The following is a 19,173-nucleotide window of genomic DNA, read 5'->3' as shown; positions in this document are numbered from 1 at the left end:
TCCTCTCGCGTTATGCGAAGGGACAGCTTTTTTCTATTCATCCATGCGGAGTGACTGCTTGATTGGATTGTACCGCTTGCGCCTCGCGTTTACGTTTGCGGGACGGCAGCATATGGAAGACGATGTTCAAGCCGATCGCCGTCAAGCTCCCGGCCACGATGCCGTTGCTCGTCAAGATCTGGACGCCTGCCGGCAATAGCGCGAACAATTCCGGAACGACCGTGACGCCAAGACCGATGCCAACAGAACATGCGACGATCATGGAGTTTTCCTGAGACTCCGAAATGACGCCGCTCAGCATTTTGATGCCTTGTGCGATGACCATGCCGAACATCGCGATCATCGCGCCGCCAAGAACCGGCGTCGGAATGATCGTTGTCATGGCGCCGATTTTCGGGACGAACCCGAGGACGATTAACATAATCGCCGCGATGAAAATGATCTTGCGCGACTTGACGCCAGACATTTGGATCAACCCGACGTTTTGCGAGTAGGCTGTATAGGGGAAAGCATTGAAAATCCCGCCGAGGAAAATCGCCAAACCTTCAGAGCGGTAGCCTTTTGCCAAATCTTTTTCTTTGATTTCTTTTTTCGTGATGTCGCTGAGCGCGAAATAGACCCCTGTCGATTCGACGAGCGACACAAGTGCCACCAAGATCATGGTGAGGATCGCGGACCATTCAAATGTCGGCATCCCGAAATAGAACGGCTCCACCATATGGAAATACGATGCCTCTGCAATGGGCGTGAAATCAACTTTGCCCATGAAGCCGGCGGCGACCGTTCCGGCAATCAAGCCGATGAGAATCGACACGGCGCGCATAAAGCCCCGGGAGAATTTATAAAGGAAAATGATAAAGCCCAGTGTCCCGAAAGCTAGGACGATATTGGACAGCGAACCGAAATCCGCCGCACCTTGCCCACCGCCCATATTATTGATGGCGACCGGAATGAGCGTGATACCGATAATCGTGACGACAGATCCTGTGACAACCGGCGGGAAAAAGCGCACGAGGCTGCCGAAAAATCCAGAAACGAGAATAACGAATAGACCGGAAACAAGAATCGAGCCATAAATCGCCGAAATGCCATATTGGCCGCCAATGGCAATCATCGGCCCGACCGCCGTAAAGGTACATCCCAATACGACCGGCAAGCCAATGCCGAAATAGCGGGAATTGAATACTTGAAGCAAGGTCGCAACACCGCACAATAAAATATCGATCGATACGAGATACGTCAATTGTTCCGACGTCAACCCAAGAGCCGCGCCGACGATCAAGGGAACGAGAATCGCTCCGGCGTACATCGCCAATACGTGTTGAAGGCCGAGTGCCGCTTCTCCGAACGCTTTCTTCATCGGTTCGGCACCTCCCCGTAAAACTCGACGTGGCCTGGTTCCATCCATTTGATATTCGCCAAGGTCTCGACACGGATCCCTTTATCGCGCAGCAATTTACCGCCTGGCTGGAAGCCTTTTTCAATGACGATGCCAATGCCTGCGCATGCTGCCCCGGCCTGTTCGACGATATCGAGCAAGCCCAGTGCCGCCTGGCCGTTCGCCAGAAAATCATCGATGATCATCACGACATCGTCTTTCCCGAGAAAATCACGGGACACGGAGATGTCGTTCGTTTCATTCTTCGTAAAGGAATGGACAGGCGCCGTGTAAAGGCCATCCGTCAAGGTCAGCGATTTACGCTTTCTCGCGAAGACGACCGGCACGCCGAGCAACAGCCCGGTCATGACCGCCGGCGCGATTCCTGACGATTCGATTGTCAAAATCTTTGTAACGCCTGCATCTTTAAAACGTTTAGCGAATTCCTGCCCGACGGCCTGCATCAAGGCAGGATCGATTTGATGGTTCAAAAATGAATCGACTTTCAAGACGGCTTCGGACAAAACTTTTCCGTCCGCTAAAATCTTCTCTTCCAACTGCTTCATGTTTTCCGCTCCTTTTCCCGCATCCCCTGCAAAAAAGCCCGGAGGACGCGCATCCAATCATAACCATGAGTGGAGCAAGGTCCTCCGGGCTTTCCCGAAAGGAAACGCAAAAGGAAGCCGCTCTAAAAATAGGCGGGTTCTTTTCGTTCCATTGCTTCTCATAGTCAGTCCGTTTACGGCGGACCGGTAGAAACTTGCGGGCCATATCCCCGCTATTATATGAGTGAATATTCTTTTGAATGGACCTATTATAGCATGTCCAAATGGCCTTTCAAGAGCCACATCAATTAAAAAACTATTCAGAATCCGCAAAGCATCAGTAAAGTTCAATCAGACCAAGTTTACTATAATAGGTTAAATTAAAAGTTGATGATACCTAAAGAGATTGGTGAAATCGCTCCAGGCGGACGCTTTCGGGCCCACAGGATGTGGGTCATGCAGCTGGCGCGACAGGACGTCGCGACGCCAGCTGCCAGGGCATGGCTACAGCCACCCCTTGTTCGCTAAGGGCTGAGTTCAAAATTCAGCTGCTCCCATATCTGCGAGGCAGATGCGTCGCAAATGAACAAGCTCAAGTGCCTTTCGCTTATTCATTAGTCGCCACCTTCCACTCCTTCATCAAGTAGACAAACAATAAAATAGGGGAGGTTTCAACTTCACCTGCTAATGAACAAATAGGATGTGATTTGATGATTTCCATTATTTTTTGAAATATCGTTTCGTGTAGGTAATGATTTAACTTATATAGTTTAGTGTTCGTTTGCCTCACGCAGATGCTTGTTCAGTTCAGCGCGGATTTGGTCCGGAATCGGCTCACTGTGCTGCTGTGCCAGATTGAAATTGACATAAACGGCACGGTTTTTGGCGCATAGGCGCCCTTCCTGATGCAGCTCCTCGTACAACTCGAGGCTGCTGTTGCCAATGCGTTCGACCCAGGTATGGACTTCGGCGTCTTTTCCGAAATACACTTGCCCGGTGAATTCGAGCGTTGTTTTGACGATGACCATTTTCCAGTTGGCGAAATCATGGTCGGGCGTAAACAATTCAAAGAGCGGGTTGCGGCCGGCTTCGAACCAGACCGGCAAAGTCGTATTATTGATATGCCCGACCGCATCCGTTTCGGATACACGTGGCGTTATGGTCGTTTTGTACATACTTTCACTCCTCAAGTTGTCTAAAATCAGAAAAAGGCGCCTCTTGAAGAGACGCCTTTTCTTACTTGCGCTTTTTGGTGGCGCGGCCCAGGATAAATGCGCCAGCCAGTGCCCCGATGGCGATATTGTTCTTTTTCGTGAATACTTGTTTGAATACCAAATTCAAGTTTTGCGGGCGCTCTGCCAGGCGGCGCATGAAATATGCGTACCAATCATCGCCGAACGGCACGTATGTGCAGAAGTTATAGCCTTTATTCGCGAGCTCGCGCTGCAGTTCTTTGCGGAATCCGTAAAGCATCTGGAATTCAAATTTATCGTATGAAATATCATGTTCTTTGATGAACGCTTCGACATGATTGATGATGTTATGGTCGTGTGTCGCGATCGACGTGAATTTGCCGTTCAGCAAATGGTACTCAATCAGCTTGATGAAGTTTTCGTCAATTTCTTCACGCGTCTGGTACGCTACATCCGCCGGCTCTTTGTAAGCGCCTTTGACGATGCGCAGGCGGAAGTCTTTGTGTTCTTGCAAATCGTCCATCGCACGGAAGAAATACGCTTGGATGACAGTCCCGATATTATCGTAGTCTTTCGAAAGCGCATTCAAAAGATCGTACGACGGCTGAACATGGCCATAATCTTCCATATCGATATTGATGTGCATATGGTAATTATGGGCAAGTGCGACAATGTCTTTCAAGTTTTCCAGACAGAAATCATAATCGATATCCAAGCCGAGCTGAGTCGGTTTCAAGGAAATATGGGCATCGACCTTGTTCTTATGGATCGCTTCGATCATATCCATGATGTTCTCTTTCGCTTCGAGCGCTGCTTCCTTTTCGAACACGAATTCCCCCAGGTTGTCGACCGTCGCGCTGATTCCTTGCGCATTTAAACTGCGGATACTTTTAATGGTCTCTTCGATATTGGTCCCAGCCACTACGGTTTGGGCCCCCAATTTCAAGCCGTACTTTTTGGCCGCAGCCGTAAGGAGACGGTTTTGAGACAAGCCGATAAACACATCTTTTAACATTGATTTCCCTCCTGATACCATTTCAACTGCGTTGATTTCAACAGTCCCAAAAAGGCCATGCCTCGAACGTTGTCAACTTCCTTCATTGTAGTCGTTTTCCTACCACTATGCATTATAATTTTTTAACAGTTTGCAGTGTTTGAAATACTTTTTTAAAACCAGGTCAAAAAATGGACAAAAGTGCCGAAACCACTGGGGATTTCGACACTTCGCGCAATCATTTATTCAGCTGCCAGAATGAATAATTCAAGCCGAGCGCAAATGCCACCCAGGCGATATACGGCACCATCAATCCGCCGGCTAGTTTGTCAACTTGATAAAACTCATATGCTGCCCAAATAATGGTACCGAGCAATGCCGCCATTTCGACGAGCGCTGTTCCCCGCAGCCCCCATTTAAAGAACAAAAACGACCACAGGAAATTCAAGCCCAGTTGGAATTCATACGGCGCCAGCACTTGCCGCTCCCGCCCGAGCGGTTTGGCCGCTTCTTGCGCGCGGTACTTCGCGATGCCCATCATTTTATAAAGCGCTGTCCAAACGACCGGGAACACCCAGCCCGGCGGCGCAAACGAAGGGTTTTCCAGCCGCTCGTATTGCTCGCGGGTGCCTCTATTGGCAAGCGCCCCGACAATCGACCCGCCGATGACCGGAACGAGTATGCTTGTGGCCAAGTTTCTCACATGTATGCGCCCATTGACTGATGCGACTTCCATGATGCTCTCCTCCTGTTCTAATAACTTTGCCCTTCTCGCCGTTTATCGGCTTTGTACGTAAACTCCAATTCCACAGTGGTTTCAGGCTGGATCCGCACGACGAATTCCACTTTCGAACTGCTTTTCCGTTCGTAATCGTGGCTGGACGATTCCATTTCCCAAATGGGCTCGAAAATAACGTGTTCGACCAATAACCGGATGCTTTCCGCCTTTTTGTTTTCGAGTTTGTAGGCATAGGTGATGTATTCATGGACGCCATGCTTTTCACGCAGCTTTTCCTGGCTGTCGCTTGTAATGTCCAGCGCTTTTCCGATATGGATGCGCAGGTTTTTCCCAGGCGCTGTATGTTCGATTCGATCTTCGCCCGCGAAAAACACTTCACCTGAATCCCCGGACTCGTATACTTTCACCACGCCTTCCGGAAGCGGCATGCCGAGCCCATTTTCACTCGAGTTGGGAAATTCAAGTTGGATGTCGGCATGTATATCGCCTGCCCTCACTTGATAAGCCCGTTTGAACTCTGCGCCATGTGCCGAGAATAACGATAATTGCTTGAGCTGCTCGTTCATGACAGTGACCGGACGGTTGACCCTGTAGACAAAACGCTCCGGCAACATTTCCGCTGTAATGGCCGTCTCCTGCAAGCGCGAATACAAGATCGGCGAATCGCCATTGTTCATTTCCAGTTCCCGGTGAACATCCCCCGCCACCAAAGCAAGCTCAGCTTTTTCGTAATGCGCGCCACTATGGTTCAGGATTTTCACCCAGCCGTCAAATTGAAACTTGTTACCTTTGATTTCCAGTGTGTAATGGGCATGCCATTCCAAGCTTTTCGTCAAATACGAGACACTGATTTCCTGGTCCACCAGTGCCGGCGCTATTTTCCACACCAGTGCCGGCTTCAGCAATAAACCTTCCGGCAATGCCGGAAGAATCAGTTCGCCGGCCGGATCGATGACGATTTCTTTCGTATCGGCACGTTCGCCGATGATGCATTCCGATACGCTGAGCAGCCTCATCTCCAGTTCTTCCCCGGTTTCGTTGTTGCGCACGTGGACATGGCGGTTGATGTAGCGTTCCAATAATTTCCCTTTGCTGACCAGGTCATAATCGTAATTCTGCTCCAGGACATCGAGCCCTTTCACGATGATCGAATCCGTCTCCACCCGTTCGGCAACGTCCAAAAATTGCACTTCTTCCACCGGCCCGTCGGATTTCAAATGACGCCTCTCCCGGACAAGCGCAAACCCTCCGTTATACGCCGCCACCGATAAATGTTTCTGCTGGCTTCGTGTAGACTGCAGTTTCATGGCAACCGCTCCTTTTTGAATCGATTATTCATTCAGGCTATTCATTTCTTTCACCTTAGCACATCCGGCATGGAATCGACCATTATTAATTGAATATTCAGTCATAAAACCCAACGAAAAACCCACGCCGGAAATCATCTTCCGAAGTGGGTTTTCAAATAAGCGATGGTTTCCATGCGCGCCGTGTCCGTCAGCGGCGATTTCTTTTCGTGGATCAATTCCCCGTAAAGCAACTCCCCCAGAAAACGGACCTCGCCTTCCACTGCCGTTGCAGCTTCCGCATCGACCACTTTCAATTGAATGTAGATGGATTGGCCTTGTTCGACGTAATCCACAATTTGGACGCTGGCTTTCATTAGAACAATCCGAGCGCTTGACCGTCTTCTGCCACATCCATATTCAGTGCGGCAGGGGATTTCGGCAGGCCAGGCATGGTCATGATATCCCCTGTCAGGCAGACGATGAAGCCTGCGCCAAGTTTCGGGATCAATTCGCGAATCGTCACCGTGAAGCCTTCCGGGCGCCCAAGCAGTTTCGGCTGATCCGATAAGGAATACTGCGTCTTCGCCATGCAGATCGGCAACGCGTCCCAGCCGTATTTTTTCAGTTCGGCCAATTGCTTGTGCGCTTTATCCGTCAATTGGACATCCGCGCCGCCGTATACTTTCTGTACGATTGTCCGCAGCTTTTCTTCAACGGCGTCTTCTTCTGCATACAAATAGCCAAAATCAGCGCCTTTACCGAGTTGGCGTTTGACGAGTTCTGCAAGTTCAAGGCCGCCCGCGCCGCCTTTGCCCCATACTTCCGTCAGCGCAATCGCGACTTCTTCCGCTTCCGCCCAGTCCATCACTTGCGAAAGTTCCGCATCGCTGTCGCCCGTGAAACGATTGAGTGCTACGACCGGCTCGATGCCAAACTCCCGGATCGTTTCCACGTGTTTTGCCAAGTTAACAATACCCCGGCGCACTGCATCGGCATCTTCCGCACCGAGCTCTTTCTTATCCACGCCGCCGTGCATTTTCAATGCGCGCACCGTCGCCACGATGACGACCGCATCCGGATGAAAGCCGCCTTTTCGTGATTTGATGTGCATGAACTTCTCGGCGCCCAGGTCCGCACCAAATCCTGCTTCTGTGACGACGACATCCGCAAGGCTTCTTGCCGTATTGGTCGCCATCAAGGAATTGCAGCCATGGGCGATGTTCGCGAACGGGCCGCCGTGAATAATCGCCGGCGTCCCTTCGATCGTCTGCACCAAATTCGGCTTGAAGGCTTCTTTCAAGAGAAGCGCGAGCGCGCCTTGTGCTTCCAAATCTCTCACTGTCACCGGCTCGCGGTCATATGTATAACCGATGACCATGCGTGCGAGGCGTTCTTTCAAGTCTTCGCGCGAAGTCGCGAGGCACAGCACCGCCATGATTTCCGATGCGACCGTGATATCAAAGCCATCTTCACGCGGCACGCCTTGTCCAGGGCCGCCGAGACCGATCGTCACGTGGCGCAGCGCCCGGTCGTTCATGTCCAGCGCACGCTTCCATATAATGCGCCGTGGATCGATGCGAAGCGCATTGCCCTGGTGCAAATGGTTATCGATCAACGCAGCGAGCGCGTTGTTTGCTGACGTGATGGCGTGGATATCGCCGGTGAAATGCAGGTTGATGTCTTCCATCGGCAAGACTTGTGCAAAGCCGCCGCCTGTTGCGCCGCCTTTGACGCCCATAACCGGCCCGAGAGAAGGCTCGCGGAGTGCCACCATGACCGACTCGCCGCTTTGTTTCAACGCATCCGCAAGCCCCACTGTCACCGTCGATTTCCCTTCGCCTGCCGGTGTCGGGCTGATTGCCGTTACAAGTACGACTTTCCCCTCCTTCGTGGTTTTTGGCAATTGATTCACATCAATTTTCGCTTTGTATTTCCCGTATAATTCCAAAGCGTCTTCCGCAATCCCGGCTTGCTGTGCTATCTCCTGGATCGGCCGGATAGCCGCTTCTTTTGCAATCGTCAAATCGGTCATCGCCATGCATAGTCCCAACTTTCAATTTTTCTTCCCATTATAAACGGGATGCCGGAAAACACAAGCCTGCCGGCGTCCAGGGAAACCCTCAGCCAATTAAAAAAACGCACCCCATTACGGGTGCGTTTGGTCAGAAGCGCATTTCTTCGATAAATAAAAGTTCCGGGAAATCCGCTTCAATTTGATCCTGCAAGTCATACTCTTCCAGCAAATCATAAAAGCCTTCATCGTCCAGTTTCAGAAAACGCGGGGAATCCGGTTCATCGTAATGATGGAATTCCACAATGTATTTTTTCCGGCTATTGCGGGAAATACTGAACACTTTAAAAGAGTCAAATTCCGTAGCTTCGCCAATCTCTTGGCAAGCAATGACCATCTCCGGATCCATCTTGTCCAAGTGCATATAAAGGAAAGCTTCAGAGCGCGGCTGTTCTGCAGAAATGGCTGCCATCTTATCGCTGTGCCGGTTGATGAACCGCTCTGACAATTCCTGATGAAACGACAGCGTCTCCCACTCCACTTGGCCTTTGTGTTTCTCGATAAACCGCTCCGTTAACAGTTGCCCGCGCGTCACAGCGAGCCAATCGACTTTATCTGCATGGCGGCCGATCAATGTCATCGGCAATTCCTGCTGTTCGCTGAGTATCTGCCAATCGACCCGGTCCTGATGTTTCTCGATGAACATCGGCGACAGGCGTTTGGCGGATACAAGCTTCCAATATTCCTGTTCGTCAAAAGTTTGGCCATGCGCCTCCAAGGATTTCAACTGCTTTGGGGATAGCTGATTTTCTTGAGGCTGCCATTTTTCAGGATTTGAAAATTCTTCCAGAAAGCACTCCGATACTTGCTGGTGGCGGAGGATTTCATCCCAGTAAAGAAAGCCGCTGTATTGGCCGATAAACCCTTCGGACAGTGATTGATGCTTGGAGATCAGGTGCCAATGGACATTGCGCGCATTATCGGCAAGAAATTTTTCCGACAACCGTTCCTCTTCGCTGATTTTCTTCCATGCGACCGAACGCTTGCTGTCTATTCCTTTTTCTTCCATCAATTGTTCAAGAGTATCAAACATGAAAACCACTCTTTCCTAAAAAAGTATTATGTACCATACTACCACGCTTGCACGTATAGTGAAAAAAGCCCGCCCACCGGATTTTCCGGTGCACGGGCTGGGTTTGGCGTATGCTTTATTTTTGCTGGTTCTCTGTATCGTTCATGCGGTTCTGTTCGTCGAGGTTTCTGGCACTGTCCTTAAAAGCCTGTTGTTCTTCACGCAATTCCTGCTCGCGGCGCTCTTCTTCCAGTCTTTCTTTATTCTTGTCTCTTGCCATGTAGATCCCTCCTTATGTCTTATCACTCGTATTCCCGTTCTTCATAAGCTCAAACAGGAAATCTGCTTGCTGAAAAATGTCTTGGCAGGGCGTATACTGAAACTAAAATAAGGAAGGGTGATCGCTATGGCACATACCATCCGTTGGGCTTACGCCGAACAACATGGATTTCGGCTGCTGCTCGCTAAAAGCGACGAAGGCCTTTGCTACGTCGGTTCGCCGGGTGAAGGCATTGTTGAAATGCAGCAGCATTGCGCAAAACGGTTTCCAAGCGCCGATTTCATCCAAGATGAAGAAGCGTTAAAGGAATATCAATACGCAATCGAAGCTTGGCTCACAGGTTCCCATGAAGAATTCCCGCTGCCTCTTGATGTGGAAGGCACCGTATTTCAACGCTCCATCTGGCAAGTCTTGCAGGAGATCCCTTACGGCCAAACCATTTCTTACTCCGAACTAGCTGAACGCATCGGCAAACCGAAAGCTGTCCGAGCAGCCGCTTCAGCAGTCGGCGCAAACCCTTTGCTCCTTTTCATCCCCTGCCACCGGGTCATCCGGAAAAGCGGCAATGTGACAGGATTCCGGGGCGGCATGGCACTCAAACATCATTTGCTGGAAACGGAACGAAAATGAAGAAGCAAAAGCCGTTATCCGCCGAGTCGGATAACGGCTTTTACTTGTGCGTCGGCATGATGCCATGGAGGATGAAATCGGTGTAAAGTTCGGCCAGTTCCCCAGTGGATAGCTCGCCGCCCGGCTGAAACCATTGATAGCTCCAATTGGTCACGCCGAGCACGGCGAAAGCGATCATTTTCGGATTCAACTCTTTGCGGAACTCGCCGCTTTCGATCCCTGCCAACAGGACCGATTCGATCTGTTCGCGGAATTCCGCCCGTTTCGAACGAATCGTTTTAGCATTCTCTTCTTTCAAATGACGCAGTTCGCGGAAATAGACATTGGCGATTGGCCCTTGTTTTTCCATATCGCCAATCAACAAACGGACAATCTCCGCCAGTTTTTCTGTTGCCGGCGCCGCGTCCTGCAGGATCGATTGCTGCCTGGCCAGCAATTCTTCGATGTATTGCTGGTGGATGTCCATCAGCAGCGCTTCTTTGCTTTTGTAATGATAGTAGAAAGAGCCTTTTGTTACGCCGAGGGCATCTACAATGTCCTGTATCGACGTTGCGCTGTAGCCTTTATCGACAAACAGCGCAATGCTTTGTTGCATAATTTCCCTTTTCAAAACCCGTCACTGCCTTTCTGTGCGCCCGCTTCCTTGTCTATCCATTATATCATGGCGACTGCGTTGCATTGATGGCTGAGTCCGCCAAAAAGGCCGGACCCCGTTGCGAGGTCCGGCCTTTCGCCATCATTCAGTTGGTTTTTGGACAATCGCCACCGTGCAGCGCGAAACGCAAATGAGCCGCTCTTCTTCATCCACGATTTTGATATCCCAAATCATCGTCGTGCGCCCTTTATGAAGCGGCGTGCCGATGGCTGTCACCGCCCCGTCTTTTTTTGCGCGGATGTGGTTGGCGTTGATTTCCAGCCCGACCGCAATTTCGTTTTGCTGGTCAATCGCATGCCAAGTACCGAAACTCGCCACCGTCTCTGCAAGAACCACCGACGCCCCGCCGTGCAATAAACCGAATGGCTGATGCGTCGCTGCATGCACGGGCATTGTCGCGACAATCCGTTCAGCGGACTGCTCCGTCAGCTCGATGCCGAGCACTCCCATGATCGTTTCTTCCACTGGCTTCATCTTCACCATGTTTGCCCCTCTTTTCTCATCGCCCGTTCAAGACGATAATTCTCGATATTGTTCACGCAGCAGGAATTTCTGGATCTTTCCGCTGGCATTGCGCGGCAGCTCATCGACAAAACGGTATGAGCGCGGCCGCTTATAGCGCGCGAGATTTTCGTGATTGACACAGTATTCTTCCAAATCCGCTTCAGTCAGCGATGGGTCTTTCGAAACGACAAAAGCCAATACCGACTCGCCCCATTTCTCATCCGGCACGCCGAGCACCGCCACGTCCTGTACTTTGTCATGGCCATGGAGCGCATCTTCCACTTCGCGCGGGTAGATATTTTCTCCGCCGCTGATGATCATGTCATCGACGCGGTCCGCGACGTATAGATACCCTTGTTCATCCATGTACCCCAAGTCACTCGAATGGTACCAGCCCTTATAAAGCGCTTTTTCCGTCGCATCTTCGCGCTGGAAATACCCCGCCATCATGCTCGGCCCCCGTACAATAATTTCCCCGACTTCAAACGGCGCAAGCACATCTTCCGGTTCCGACGGGCCGTCTTCATTCGGCCGGACGACACGGATTTCGTGATTATAGGCAGGCTGTCCGGCAGAGCCGGCTTTAGTCAACTGGTCTTCTTCCGATAGAAATGTAATGGCCGGGCCCATTTCCGTCTGTCCATAAGCCTGGATCAAATCGATGCCCAGCACTTCTTTGACGCGTTTTACGAGCACAGGTGCCATCGGGGCTGCGCCGTAAAGACCGCGCGTCAAGCTCTTCACTTTCTGCTGCGCACCGTCGATTTCGGCAACCATGCTCCACATCGTCGGCACCGCAAACATGACTGTCACTCGTTCTTTCTCGATCGTATCCAGCGCCAAAAATGGATCAAATTGATGCATGATGATGCTCGCTGCCCCCGCCTGGACGCGCGGAATGATATTGCAATGAAGCTCTGCGCAATGGAACATCGGTGCCGCGACCAAACCGATATCATGTTTGGTCGTCTTGAGCATCGCAATGCACATCATGCTCTGTTCAGCCATGCTCCGGTGCCGGTGGATGACGCCTTTCGGCCGCCCAGTCGTTCCGCTCGTATACATGATGGCGTATGTATCCGATTCGTCCATATCGACGCCTGGGTCTTCCGTTGATGCCCCCGCGATTTGTTCATGATAGTTTTTTGCAAATGACGGCGTCTTGTCGTCGATCGTCCAGAACTGGACCGCCGGAAACTGCGGCGCAATGGTTTGTACGACGCCTTCCAGTACTTCTTCGAACAGCACCACTTCAGGCTTGGCATCTTCTATGATGAAGGCCAGTTCTTCAGCTTTCAGGCGGAAATTGATGGGGTTGAAGATTGCGCCGATTTTGGCGCAGGCAAATAAGGCAGTCGCCAACTCTTGATTATTGAAAAGATACGTGGAAACGCGATCTCCTTTAGCGACGCCAGCTGCCGTCAGCGCATTCGCCAGTCGGTGCACGTCATCCCGCCACTGCGCATATGTCCAGCGCTTATTTCTTCTTAGGTCGACAAACGCTTCACGTTCCGGATGCAAGGAAACCGTATGGTCAAATATACTTCCAAGTGTCGCATACATGATTTTTTCCTCCCTCTACTGAATGCTGATTCACCAATAAACTACTTCCATAATGTCAGATTAGCAAAAATATTTCAACAATTGTTTTGTGATTCGCCTGTTATGATCCACATCTAATAGACTAGAAGAATTTTTTACCATTATTATTTTTATAGGCAAAATAAAACTGTAAATTAAGCCTTTAGATTTTTGTAACACAAATGTAATATAAAACTTATTGCCTATATTCATGAAACTGAATACACTTAAAGAAAATTACATACGCAAATTACGTTGCGGATACAAAAAGGGGAATGAGCATGAAGAAGCTGATCGGCATGGCCATCACGGCAGGAGTCCTATCTTTGGCACTAGGGGCTGCAGACACAGAAGCAAGTTCGTACAAAATTAAACCGGGCGACACATTATGGAAAGTGGCTTCAAGCAACGATGTGTCTGTCGCCAACTTGAAATCATGGAATCGCCTAAGCACGGATGCCATTTATCCGAACCAAGTGCTGCGCTTGACGTCGCCATCCACAACGAGCACTCCCGCCCCATCTGCCCCGGCCGCACCAGCTGCCGCCAAGACTAGCACTTACACTGTCAAAGCCGGAGATACGCTTTATAAAGTTGCCAACATGCACGCTACATCGGTCGCAAAAATCCAGCAATTGAACAATTTGAGCACTTCCACGATCCACGTCGGACAGAAGCTAAAAGTCAGCGGCACGGCATCAGCTGTCGTCGCATCGCCTTCACCAGCTCCGGCTGCGCCGCCAGCACAAGCCAATACGACTACATACCGCGTTGTCTCAGGCGACACGCTCAGCAAGATTTCCAGAAGCTATAAAGTTTCCGTTGCGCAATTGATGAGCTGGAACAATTTAAGCACGAGCAATATCCGCGTTGGCCAAGTGCTGAAAATCCAAGGAGGCGCGGCTCCTGCTCCTTCGCCTGTCCAAGTTTCCAATCCGGCTTCCTCTTCAAAAGCCGGACAAGTGCTCTCCATCGCACACACACAGCTCGGGGTGCCTTATGCATGGGGCGGCACGACTTCGAGCGGCTTTGACTGCAGCGGCTATCTGTACTATGTCTATAACCGCGCAGGCGTCACGATTCCACGCACGAACACAATCGGCTATTACGCGAGTTCATTTACGGTCAGTTCTCCGCAACCCGGGGACCTGGTGTTCTTCAAAAACACATATCGCCCGGGAATTTCCCACGTGGGCATCTATGTCGGCAATAATAGCTTCATCCACGCCGGCGGAGACCGCGTCCAAATCACTAGCCTGAACGACAGTTATTGGGGCAAGCATTTCGACAGCTACAAACGGCTTAACGCCATGAGATAATGCGGCATATAAAAAAAGCTCCGGAATTTTCCCGGAGCTTTTTTTGCGTGTTGATAACAGTACTTTTATTTTTCGCCCATCGCTTGTGCGATTTTCTGCGCCAGGTCTTTGCCGTTTTGGATGCAGGCGCCGATGCCGACCCCGTAATAGGAAGAGCCGGCTAGATAGACGCCCGGATAAGCGCCGGCTAGCCGCGCTTCAAGCGACATGACTGCCGTTTTATGGCCCATGTGATAGTTCGGCATGAGCTCATTCCACGGCGTGATTTCGATGACAGCGGGCGGTTCTTCGATGCCCAGGCTTTTTTGGATATCCGCTTTGGCTTTAGCCGCAATTTGTTCTTCGGAGCTGTTTTGCAGTTCGGTGAAAACCGGGTTTGTGCTCTTGTAGAATAAACGCACCAATAATTTTTGCTGCGCCGAAGTATGCGGCCATTTGCGGCTCGTCCAGGTGCAGGCATTACAGGCCAAATCGCTGCCTTCCGACACGATAAAGCCGGTGCCATCCGCCGGCAATTGCTCATCCGGCAAGTCATATCCCAAATACACGCTGATCAATGACGAATTGATCAATTGGCCAAATTCCTCATCAAGCGTATCGTCCTTCACCAATGCTTGGGCTTGCTGGTGCGGAATCGCCAGCACGATGAAATCCGCCTCGCTTGATGTGCCATCTGAAAAGCCGAGCTTGTAGCGCCCGTCGCGCTTCTCCAACGAGCTCGTCCCGACGCCTTTTCGGACGAGCGCCGTTTCCAGCTGTTCTTCGAGGCGGTCGATCAAAGCCGCCATCCCCCCATCGAAGGAGATGAATTTTTTATTCGCCGCACCTTGGAAAGTTTCCTTATGCGCTTCGAAGCCTTTGATGATGCTGCCATAGTCATTTTTATAATCGATCAAATACGGCAAAGTGGAAGCTAAGGTCAATTCCCGCAATGAACCTGAATAAACGCCGGATAAGACAGGGGCAATCTGGCGTTCCACCAACTCTTTGCCGAGAAACGCTTCCAGGAATTCCCCGATTGAGCTGTCTTTCGTAAAGCGGTCGTTCACGGTTTCAAAGTCTTGCATCGCCCGCTCTTTCCCCTGTTGTGACACAAGTGTCGAGCTGAACAGCGCTTCGCGGTCCATCGGGATGCCGAATACGGTATCTTTTGGAATGGCATGCAAATGATTGTCGGTATACAGATAGGAGATGCCCGTCCCGTTATAGACCATCTGTTCTTCGAGCCCAAGCTCTTCAATGAGCGGCAATACACTGGCATGGCGTGCGACGATGGAATCCGCGCCCACTTCCATCGTAAAGCCCTCTTTTTTCACCGTGCGAATCTTCCCGCCTAGCTCATCATCTTTTTCAACAAGCTCCAATTCCAACTCGAGCCCGTGCTGCTTTTTCATCCGCTCTAAATAATGCATGGCGGAAAGGCCCGTAATCCCCCCGCCGATGACCACGGCTTTCTTCATCCGAATCACTCCTTGCTTATATAATTTCCTGTTTTCTATAATGGTAATAATTTCAAAATATCTTAATCAACCTATTGCCTCTATTTATATTTTACCAAGAAGCTGCACAATTCAAATCAGGCAATATGTCATTTTCAACACGATTTTCACCATTCGTGGTAGGATTTAACTGAAAGCATTTAAAGGATAGGAGAGGTTCAAATTGATGAATCCGATTGATCAATTGATCATGGAAAGAAGATCGATCAAAAAGTTCAAACCAGACGCTGTCGATGTCGAAGAGATTATCGACTTGCTGAATATCGCGAAATGGGCACCTAACCATAAAGTGAACGAACCTTGGCGCTTCCAGCTATATGCCGGCGCCGGCAAAGAGAAATTCGTCCAAGCCTTCCTCGACTCAATGAAAACACCGGACGGCGACATTCCGCAAAAAGCACTCAATAAAGCCCAGTATTTCCGCGACATTCCGCTCCATCTTGTGGCAATCATGCCGGTCGACCCGCGCCAGCGACGCTTCGATGAAGATTACGGCGCGCTTAGTTCCATGCTGCAAAATTTCCAATTGGCTGCCTGGCAGCGCGGCATCGGCATGATCTGGCGCTCGAACGACTGGATTTATGATCCCGTCTTCCGTGAGTCCATCGGGGTCGCACCAGGCGAGAAAATCGTCGCGACAATGATGATGGGCTACCCTGCCCACGTGCCCGAAAAACAAGCCCGCACCGACATTCGCGAAAAACTGGAAATCATCGATCAATAACGAAAAAGAGCATCAAAGCTGATGCTCTTTTTTTAGTGTCGAAGAAGTCCGTGATCCACTATGAGTCAAAAAGCGTATTACCTTTTCCCCATTCAAAATTCAATGTTCTATCTGAGTATTTGGAGAAGCGTTCGCTCGACTCCTGCGGGAAAAGCGGGTTTGAGAGACCCCACAGGAACGAAGTGACGAGGAGGCTCGATTCCCGCCCTCGGAAAGCGAGCGATAAGCTTCGGAAAATGCGGTTTTCTAAGTTTCTCGACAGGCTGAGAAAAGAGCATCAAGGCTCGTGCTCTTTTTTATTTCAACACAGATAACGCACCGACTGCGCCGGAATATTCACCGTTATCCGGGAACAACGGCGTCGAGCCGCGCAGAATGGTGTAGCTGGTGACAACTTCTTTCAATAGGGCATTGTCGCTGAAGGAAGACCCGATATAGACAATCGTCGAGCTGCGGCATTGGCGCGCTGCATGTACACTGACCGTGCTGACCGTTTCACCGACAAGGCCGATGACCGTCGCCAGCAGTTCTTCTTTCGACAACTCATGGGAAATGGAGAACAAGTCCTGCCCAAAATTACTGGCAGTCAACTCACCTGAAATCGGCGGCTCTTTGCCCTCATAGATATGCTTCACTTTTAAATCGATGCGTTCACGCGATCCGCGCTTGGCGTGGTCAACGATTTCATCAAAGCTGGTGATCCCCGTCAGTAAATGGCTGAGTCCGATCAGCGTTCCGCCACCGATTCCCGTGCCGCCGAGACGCTCCTGCGTATTATCCTGCACGCAATGAATCGACGTGCCGGTTCCGACATTGGTGACCAAATAAGCTTCCTGGTGAAGGCCCATGCGTTCAAGCAATACTTGAACGCCTAAATGGGTCGCTTCAAACTCCACCATTTCTTCAACGGATTTTTCCAGCAAAGATGCCAGCACACCTGATTTTCCGCCGGTTACACATACTTCACTAGCCGAAAGCCCGTTGATCCACTCCGCCACCAAACCGATTTCAGCAATCGGGTATTTCGCAAAACGAATCGGGCCCCCGTCGGTATAGGCCACTTTGATCAGCGTCCCGCCCGCATCTATTCCGACTTTCATCTATCTGCACCTTCTCTTCTGAAAAGCACTTTTACTGCCTTACATAGTTTTTAACATATGGGGAAATTCTAACATATTCACGCACCGAGCGGGAGGAGTTTGCCCCCTTCTACTTTACGTATTCAAAAGATTTTTGATTTTGAGGGTTAGACATTCGAAAATATGGGAATAGAATCTTCAGCAACCTGTTTAATAACTCGGGCTGAACTTTCTTTGCTTCTGCAAGGAAGGTTTTGTGGGAGGTGATTAAATGGGTAAAATCCAGGGAATACCTAAATTGCTCGAATATCTGGAGCAGCGAAGTTGCCCCATGACAGAGGAGCAGATTCAGCAACTCCTGTCAGAACGAACAATTCCGCATGCCCGGCCTTATGGCGATATAATCCTGTTCGACGAAGACCACATTGAGTGGTGGATTGAAGAGCAGCGGAAAACGGATAAATTAGTGACGGATTAAATGCAAGAAAACCCCCAGACTTTGCGTCTGGGGGTTTTTGAATGGGTTCAGTTACCGGTCCATTCCATTGCCGTAGGAATTGCTGAGGATCTTGAACAATTGCTCGAATTTATTCAATATATCGAGCGCCAACAAGCCATTGCCTTCCGCTGTCTTCGGATAGCCAAGCGGAACGGTGCGCCGGACAAGCTGGGCGTACAATTCCGCCTCTGTCAGCTTTCGGTCGAAGTCACGCTCGGAAATATTGCGTATCAATGCCAAGGCTCCTGACACATGAGGCGTCGCCATCGAAGTGCCGGATAAACTTGCATATTCCCCATTCAAATAGGTGGAATAGATATTGATGCCCGGTGCTACAAGATCGATTTCGTTGTTGGTATTGCTGAACGGGGCGATGCGCCGGTCGAAATCGACAGCGCCGACTTGAATGACTTCGCCGTATGCGCCAGGGTAGGCAAATTCATCGGTATCGTGCGCATCGTCGCCTTCATTGCCAGCTGCACAGATGACCGGGATCCCGGCATCCACCGCCCGTTTCACGGCTTCATACAATTCGGGATGATCTTCAGGGCCGCCGAGCGACATCGAAATGACCGTTGTCTTTTCCCCTTCCGGCCCGCGCCAATCGATGGCGTAATGGATGCCGGCAATGATGCCTTCATAGCTGCCGCTGCCTTCTTTATCGAGCACTTTAACGACAAGCAAATCAGCAAGCGGCGCTACGCCGACCACGCCTTCCTCATCTCTCAAAGAAGCGGCAATCGTCCCCGCGACATGGGTGCCGTGCCCGTTATAATCCTCGACTCGTTCCGGGTCCCCTCCGTCATCATGCGTGAAGTTGCGGCCGCCCACAATCCGCGCTGCCAAATCGGGATGGTCGGTCTGGCAGCCTGTATCCAATACGGCCACCACATTGCCTTTTCCGTGTTCTGCACTCTCCCACACGTCAGGAGCCTGGATCATCCGTACGCCTTCCGGGATGTGAGGCGGTGCGGCCGTCACTTGTTCAACGCGGTATGGAATCAAATGAATATTTTTCATCGAAAATTCCTCCTTCGGATCATTTCCTTCATTCTACCTGACTGCCGCTGCTAAAATCAAACATTTGTTCGTATTTCGAAATGGAAAGTTGTTCTTATTAGTTTCAAGAAAGAGACAGGAATTTCCTGCTTATTGAAGAACACAAGAAAGATGCCAAATGAC

20 protein-coding genes and 1 riboswitch are annotated in these 19,173 nt (G+C 50.6%); of the genes, 4 read left to right on the top strand and 16 right to left on the bottom strand.

Annotation, left to right across the window (positions count from 1 at the left end; genetic code table 11):
* Nucleotides 1–37: 37 nt before the first annotated feature.
* From AB9R92_RS06660 to AB9R92_RS06615, 10 genes are all read right to left on the bottom strand, one after another.
* Nucleotides 38–1,360, bottom strand: coding sequence for a nucleobase:cation symporter-2 family protein (locus AB9R92_RS06660; RefSeq protein ID WP_370668677.1), 1,323 nt, complete (start codon nucleotides 1,358–1,360; stop codon nucleotides 38–40).
* On the bottom strand, nucleotides 1,357–1,944 hold the full coding sequence (locus AB9R92_RS06655; protein ID WP_370668676.1) for a xanthine phosphoribosyltransferase: 588 nt from the start codon (nucleotides 1,942–1,944) through the stop codon (nucleotides 1,357–1,359). The genes AB9R92_RS06660 and AB9R92_RS06655 overlap by 4 nt, the downstream gene beginning before the upstream one ends.
* A 141-nt stretch (nucleotides 1,945–2,085) precedes the next feature.
* A riboswitch (purine riboswitch) is annotated at nucleotides 2,086–2,187 on the bottom strand.
* A gap of 506 nt (nucleotides 2,188–2,693) precedes the next feature.
* Nucleotides 2,694–3,098 carry an acyl-CoA thioesterase gene (locus AB9R92_RS06650; protein WP_370668675.1) on the bottom strand — a complete coding sequence of 135 codons (405 nt, stop codon included), beginning with the start codon at nucleotides 3,096–3,098 and terminating at the stop codon, nucleotides 2,694–2,696.
* A gap of 61 nt (nucleotides 3,099–3,159) precedes the next feature.
* Nucleotides 3,160–4,131, bottom strand: a complete 972-nt coding sequence (locus AB9R92_RS06645; RefSeq protein WP_274624698.1) for a proline dehydrogenase family protein — start codon at nucleotides 4,129–4,131, stop codon at nucleotides 3,160–3,162.
* A 217-nt stretch (nucleotides 4,132–4,348) separates the two neighbouring features.
* Entirely contained in the window at nucleotides 4,349–4,846 is a 498-nt protein-coding gene (locus tag AB9R92_RS06640) for a TspO/MBR family protein (protein ID WP_370668674.1), read from the bottom strand.
* Nucleotides 4,847–4,863: 17 nt separating this feature from the next.
* Nucleotides 4,864–6,156 carry a DUF4139 domain-containing protein gene (locus tag AB9R92_RS06635; protein WP_370668673.1) on the bottom strand — a complete coding sequence of 431 codons (1,293 nt, stop codon included), beginning with the start codon at nucleotides 6,154–6,156 and terminating at the stop codon, nucleotides 4,864–4,866.
* A 134-nt stretch (nucleotides 6,157–6,290) separates the two neighbouring features.
* Complete coding sequence (locus AB9R92_RS06630; RefSeq protein WP_370668672.1) at nucleotides 6,291–6,512, bottom strand: hypothetical protein; 222 nt, start codon at nucleotides 6,510–6,512, stop codon at nucleotides 6,291–6,293.
* Entirely contained in the window at nucleotides 6,512–8,176 is a 1,665-nt protein-coding gene (locus tag AB9R92_RS06625) for a formate--tetrahydrofolate ligase (protein ID WP_370668671.1), read from the bottom strand. Before AB9R92_RS06625 ends, AB9R92_RS06630 begins: the two co-directional genes overlap by 1 nt.
* 124 nt (nucleotides 8,177–8,300) lie before the next feature.
* Nucleotides 8,301–9,242: a hypothetical protein gene (locus tag AB9R92_RS06620; protein ID WP_370668670.1), complete on the bottom strand. Its 942-nt coding sequence runs from the start codon at nucleotides 9,240–9,242 to the stop codon at nucleotides 8,301–8,303.
* A 115-nt stretch (nucleotides 9,243–9,357) separates the two neighbouring features.
* Entirely contained in the window at nucleotides 9,358–9,501 is a 144-nt protein-coding gene (locus tag AB9R92_RS06615) for a hypothetical protein (protein ID WP_370668669.1), read from the bottom strand.
* Between the two features lie 126 nt (nucleotides 9,502–9,627).
* Here AB9R92_RS06615 and AB9R92_RS06610 point away from each other — a divergent pair, with 126 nt between their 5' ends.
* Entirely contained in the window at nucleotides 9,628–10,131 is a 504-nt protein-coding gene (locus AB9R92_RS06610) for a methylated-DNA--[protein]-cysteine S-methyltransferase (protein ID WP_370668668.1), read from the top strand.
* A gap of 40 nt (nucleotides 10,132–10,171) precedes the next feature.
* Here the strand turns inward: AB9R92_RS06610 and AB9R92_RS06605 are convergent, their stop codons facing one another.
* The 3 genes from AB9R92_RS06605 to AB9R92_RS06595 all read right to left on the bottom strand — a co-directional run bounded on the left by AB9R92_RS06605 (nucleotide 10,172) and on the right by AB9R92_RS06595 (nucleotide 12,853).
* Nucleotides 10,172–10,726, bottom strand: a complete 555-nt coding sequence (locus tag AB9R92_RS06605) for a TetR-type transcription factor C-terminal domain-containing protein (protein WP_370668667.1) — start codon at nucleotides 10,724–10,726, stop codon at nucleotides 10,172–10,174.
* Nucleotides 10,727–10,867: 141 nt separating this feature from the next.
* A complete protein-coding gene (locus AB9R92_RS06600) occupies nucleotides 10,868–11,269 on the bottom strand; it encodes a hotdog fold thioesterase (protein ID WP_370668666.1) in 402 nt (133 codons plus the stop codon).
* 27 nt (nucleotides 11,270–11,296) lie between these two features.
* Nucleotides 11,297–12,853, bottom strand: coding sequence for a fatty acid--CoA ligase (locus AB9R92_RS06595; RefSeq protein ID WP_370668665.1), 1,557 nt, complete (start codon nucleotides 12,851–12,853; stop codon nucleotides 11,297–11,299).
* Nucleotides 12,854–13,152: 299 nt separating this feature from the next.
* Between AB9R92_RS06595 and AB9R92_RS06590 the strand changes: the two genes are divergently transcribed.
* Nucleotides 13,153–14,190: a C40 family peptidase gene (locus AB9R92_RS06590; protein WP_370668664.1), complete on the top strand. Its 1,038-nt coding sequence runs from the start codon at nucleotides 13,153–13,155 to the stop codon at nucleotides 14,188–14,190.
* 65 nt (nucleotides 14,191–14,255) lie between these two features.
* Here AB9R92_RS06590 and AB9R92_RS06585 read toward each other — a convergent pair whose 3' ends face one another.
* The gene (locus AB9R92_RS06585) at nucleotides 14,256–15,650 is read right to left on the bottom strand and encodes a protoporphyrinogen oxidase (RefSeq protein WP_370668663.1); all 1,395 of its coding nucleotides are present in this window, start codon (nucleotides 15,648–15,650) and stop codon (nucleotides 14,256–14,258) included.
* A gap of 205 nt (nucleotides 15,651–15,855) precedes the next feature.
* Between AB9R92_RS06585 and AB9R92_RS06580 the strand changes: the two genes are divergently transcribed.
* The gene (locus tag AB9R92_RS06580; RefSeq protein WP_370668662.1) at nucleotides 15,856–16,413 is read left to right on the top strand and encodes a nitroreductase family protein; all 558 of its coding nucleotides are present in this window, start codon (nucleotides 15,856–15,858) and stop codon (nucleotides 16,411–16,413) included.
* 296 nt (nucleotides 16,414–16,709) lie between these two features.
* Here the strand turns inward: AB9R92_RS06580 and coaW are convergent, their stop codons facing one another.
* On the bottom strand, nucleotides 16,710–17,513 hold the full coding sequence (gene coaW, locus AB9R92_RS06575; RefSeq protein ID WP_370668661.1) for a type II pantothenate kinase: 804 nt from the start codon (nucleotides 17,511–17,513) through the stop codon (nucleotides 16,710–16,712).
* Nucleotides 17,514–17,763: 250 nt separating this feature from the next.
* Here coaW and AB9R92_RS06570 point away from each other — a divergent pair, with 250 nt between their 5' ends.
* Nucleotides 17,764–17,970, top strand: coding sequence for a hypothetical protein (locus tag AB9R92_RS06570; RefSeq protein ID WP_370668660.1), 207 nt, complete (start codon nucleotides 17,764–17,766; stop codon nucleotides 17,968–17,970).
* Nucleotides 17,971–18,021: 51 nt separating this feature from the next.
* Here AB9R92_RS06570 and AB9R92_RS06565 read toward each other — a convergent pair whose 3' ends face one another.
* Complete coding sequence (locus AB9R92_RS06565) at nucleotides 18,022–19,011, bottom strand: S8 family peptidase (protein WP_370668659.1); 990 nt, start codon at nucleotides 19,009–19,011, stop codon at nucleotides 18,022–18,024.
* Nucleotides 19,012–19,173 lie beyond the last annotated feature (162 nt).

This window comes from Planococcus sp. SSTMD024 (assembly GCF_041320495.1).
GTDB lineage: Bacteria > Bacillota > Bacilli > Bacillales_A > Planococcaceae > Planococcus.
The sequence above is the reverse complement of the archived record's forward strand: the minus strand, read 5'-3'. Positions and strand labels throughout refer to the sequence as shown.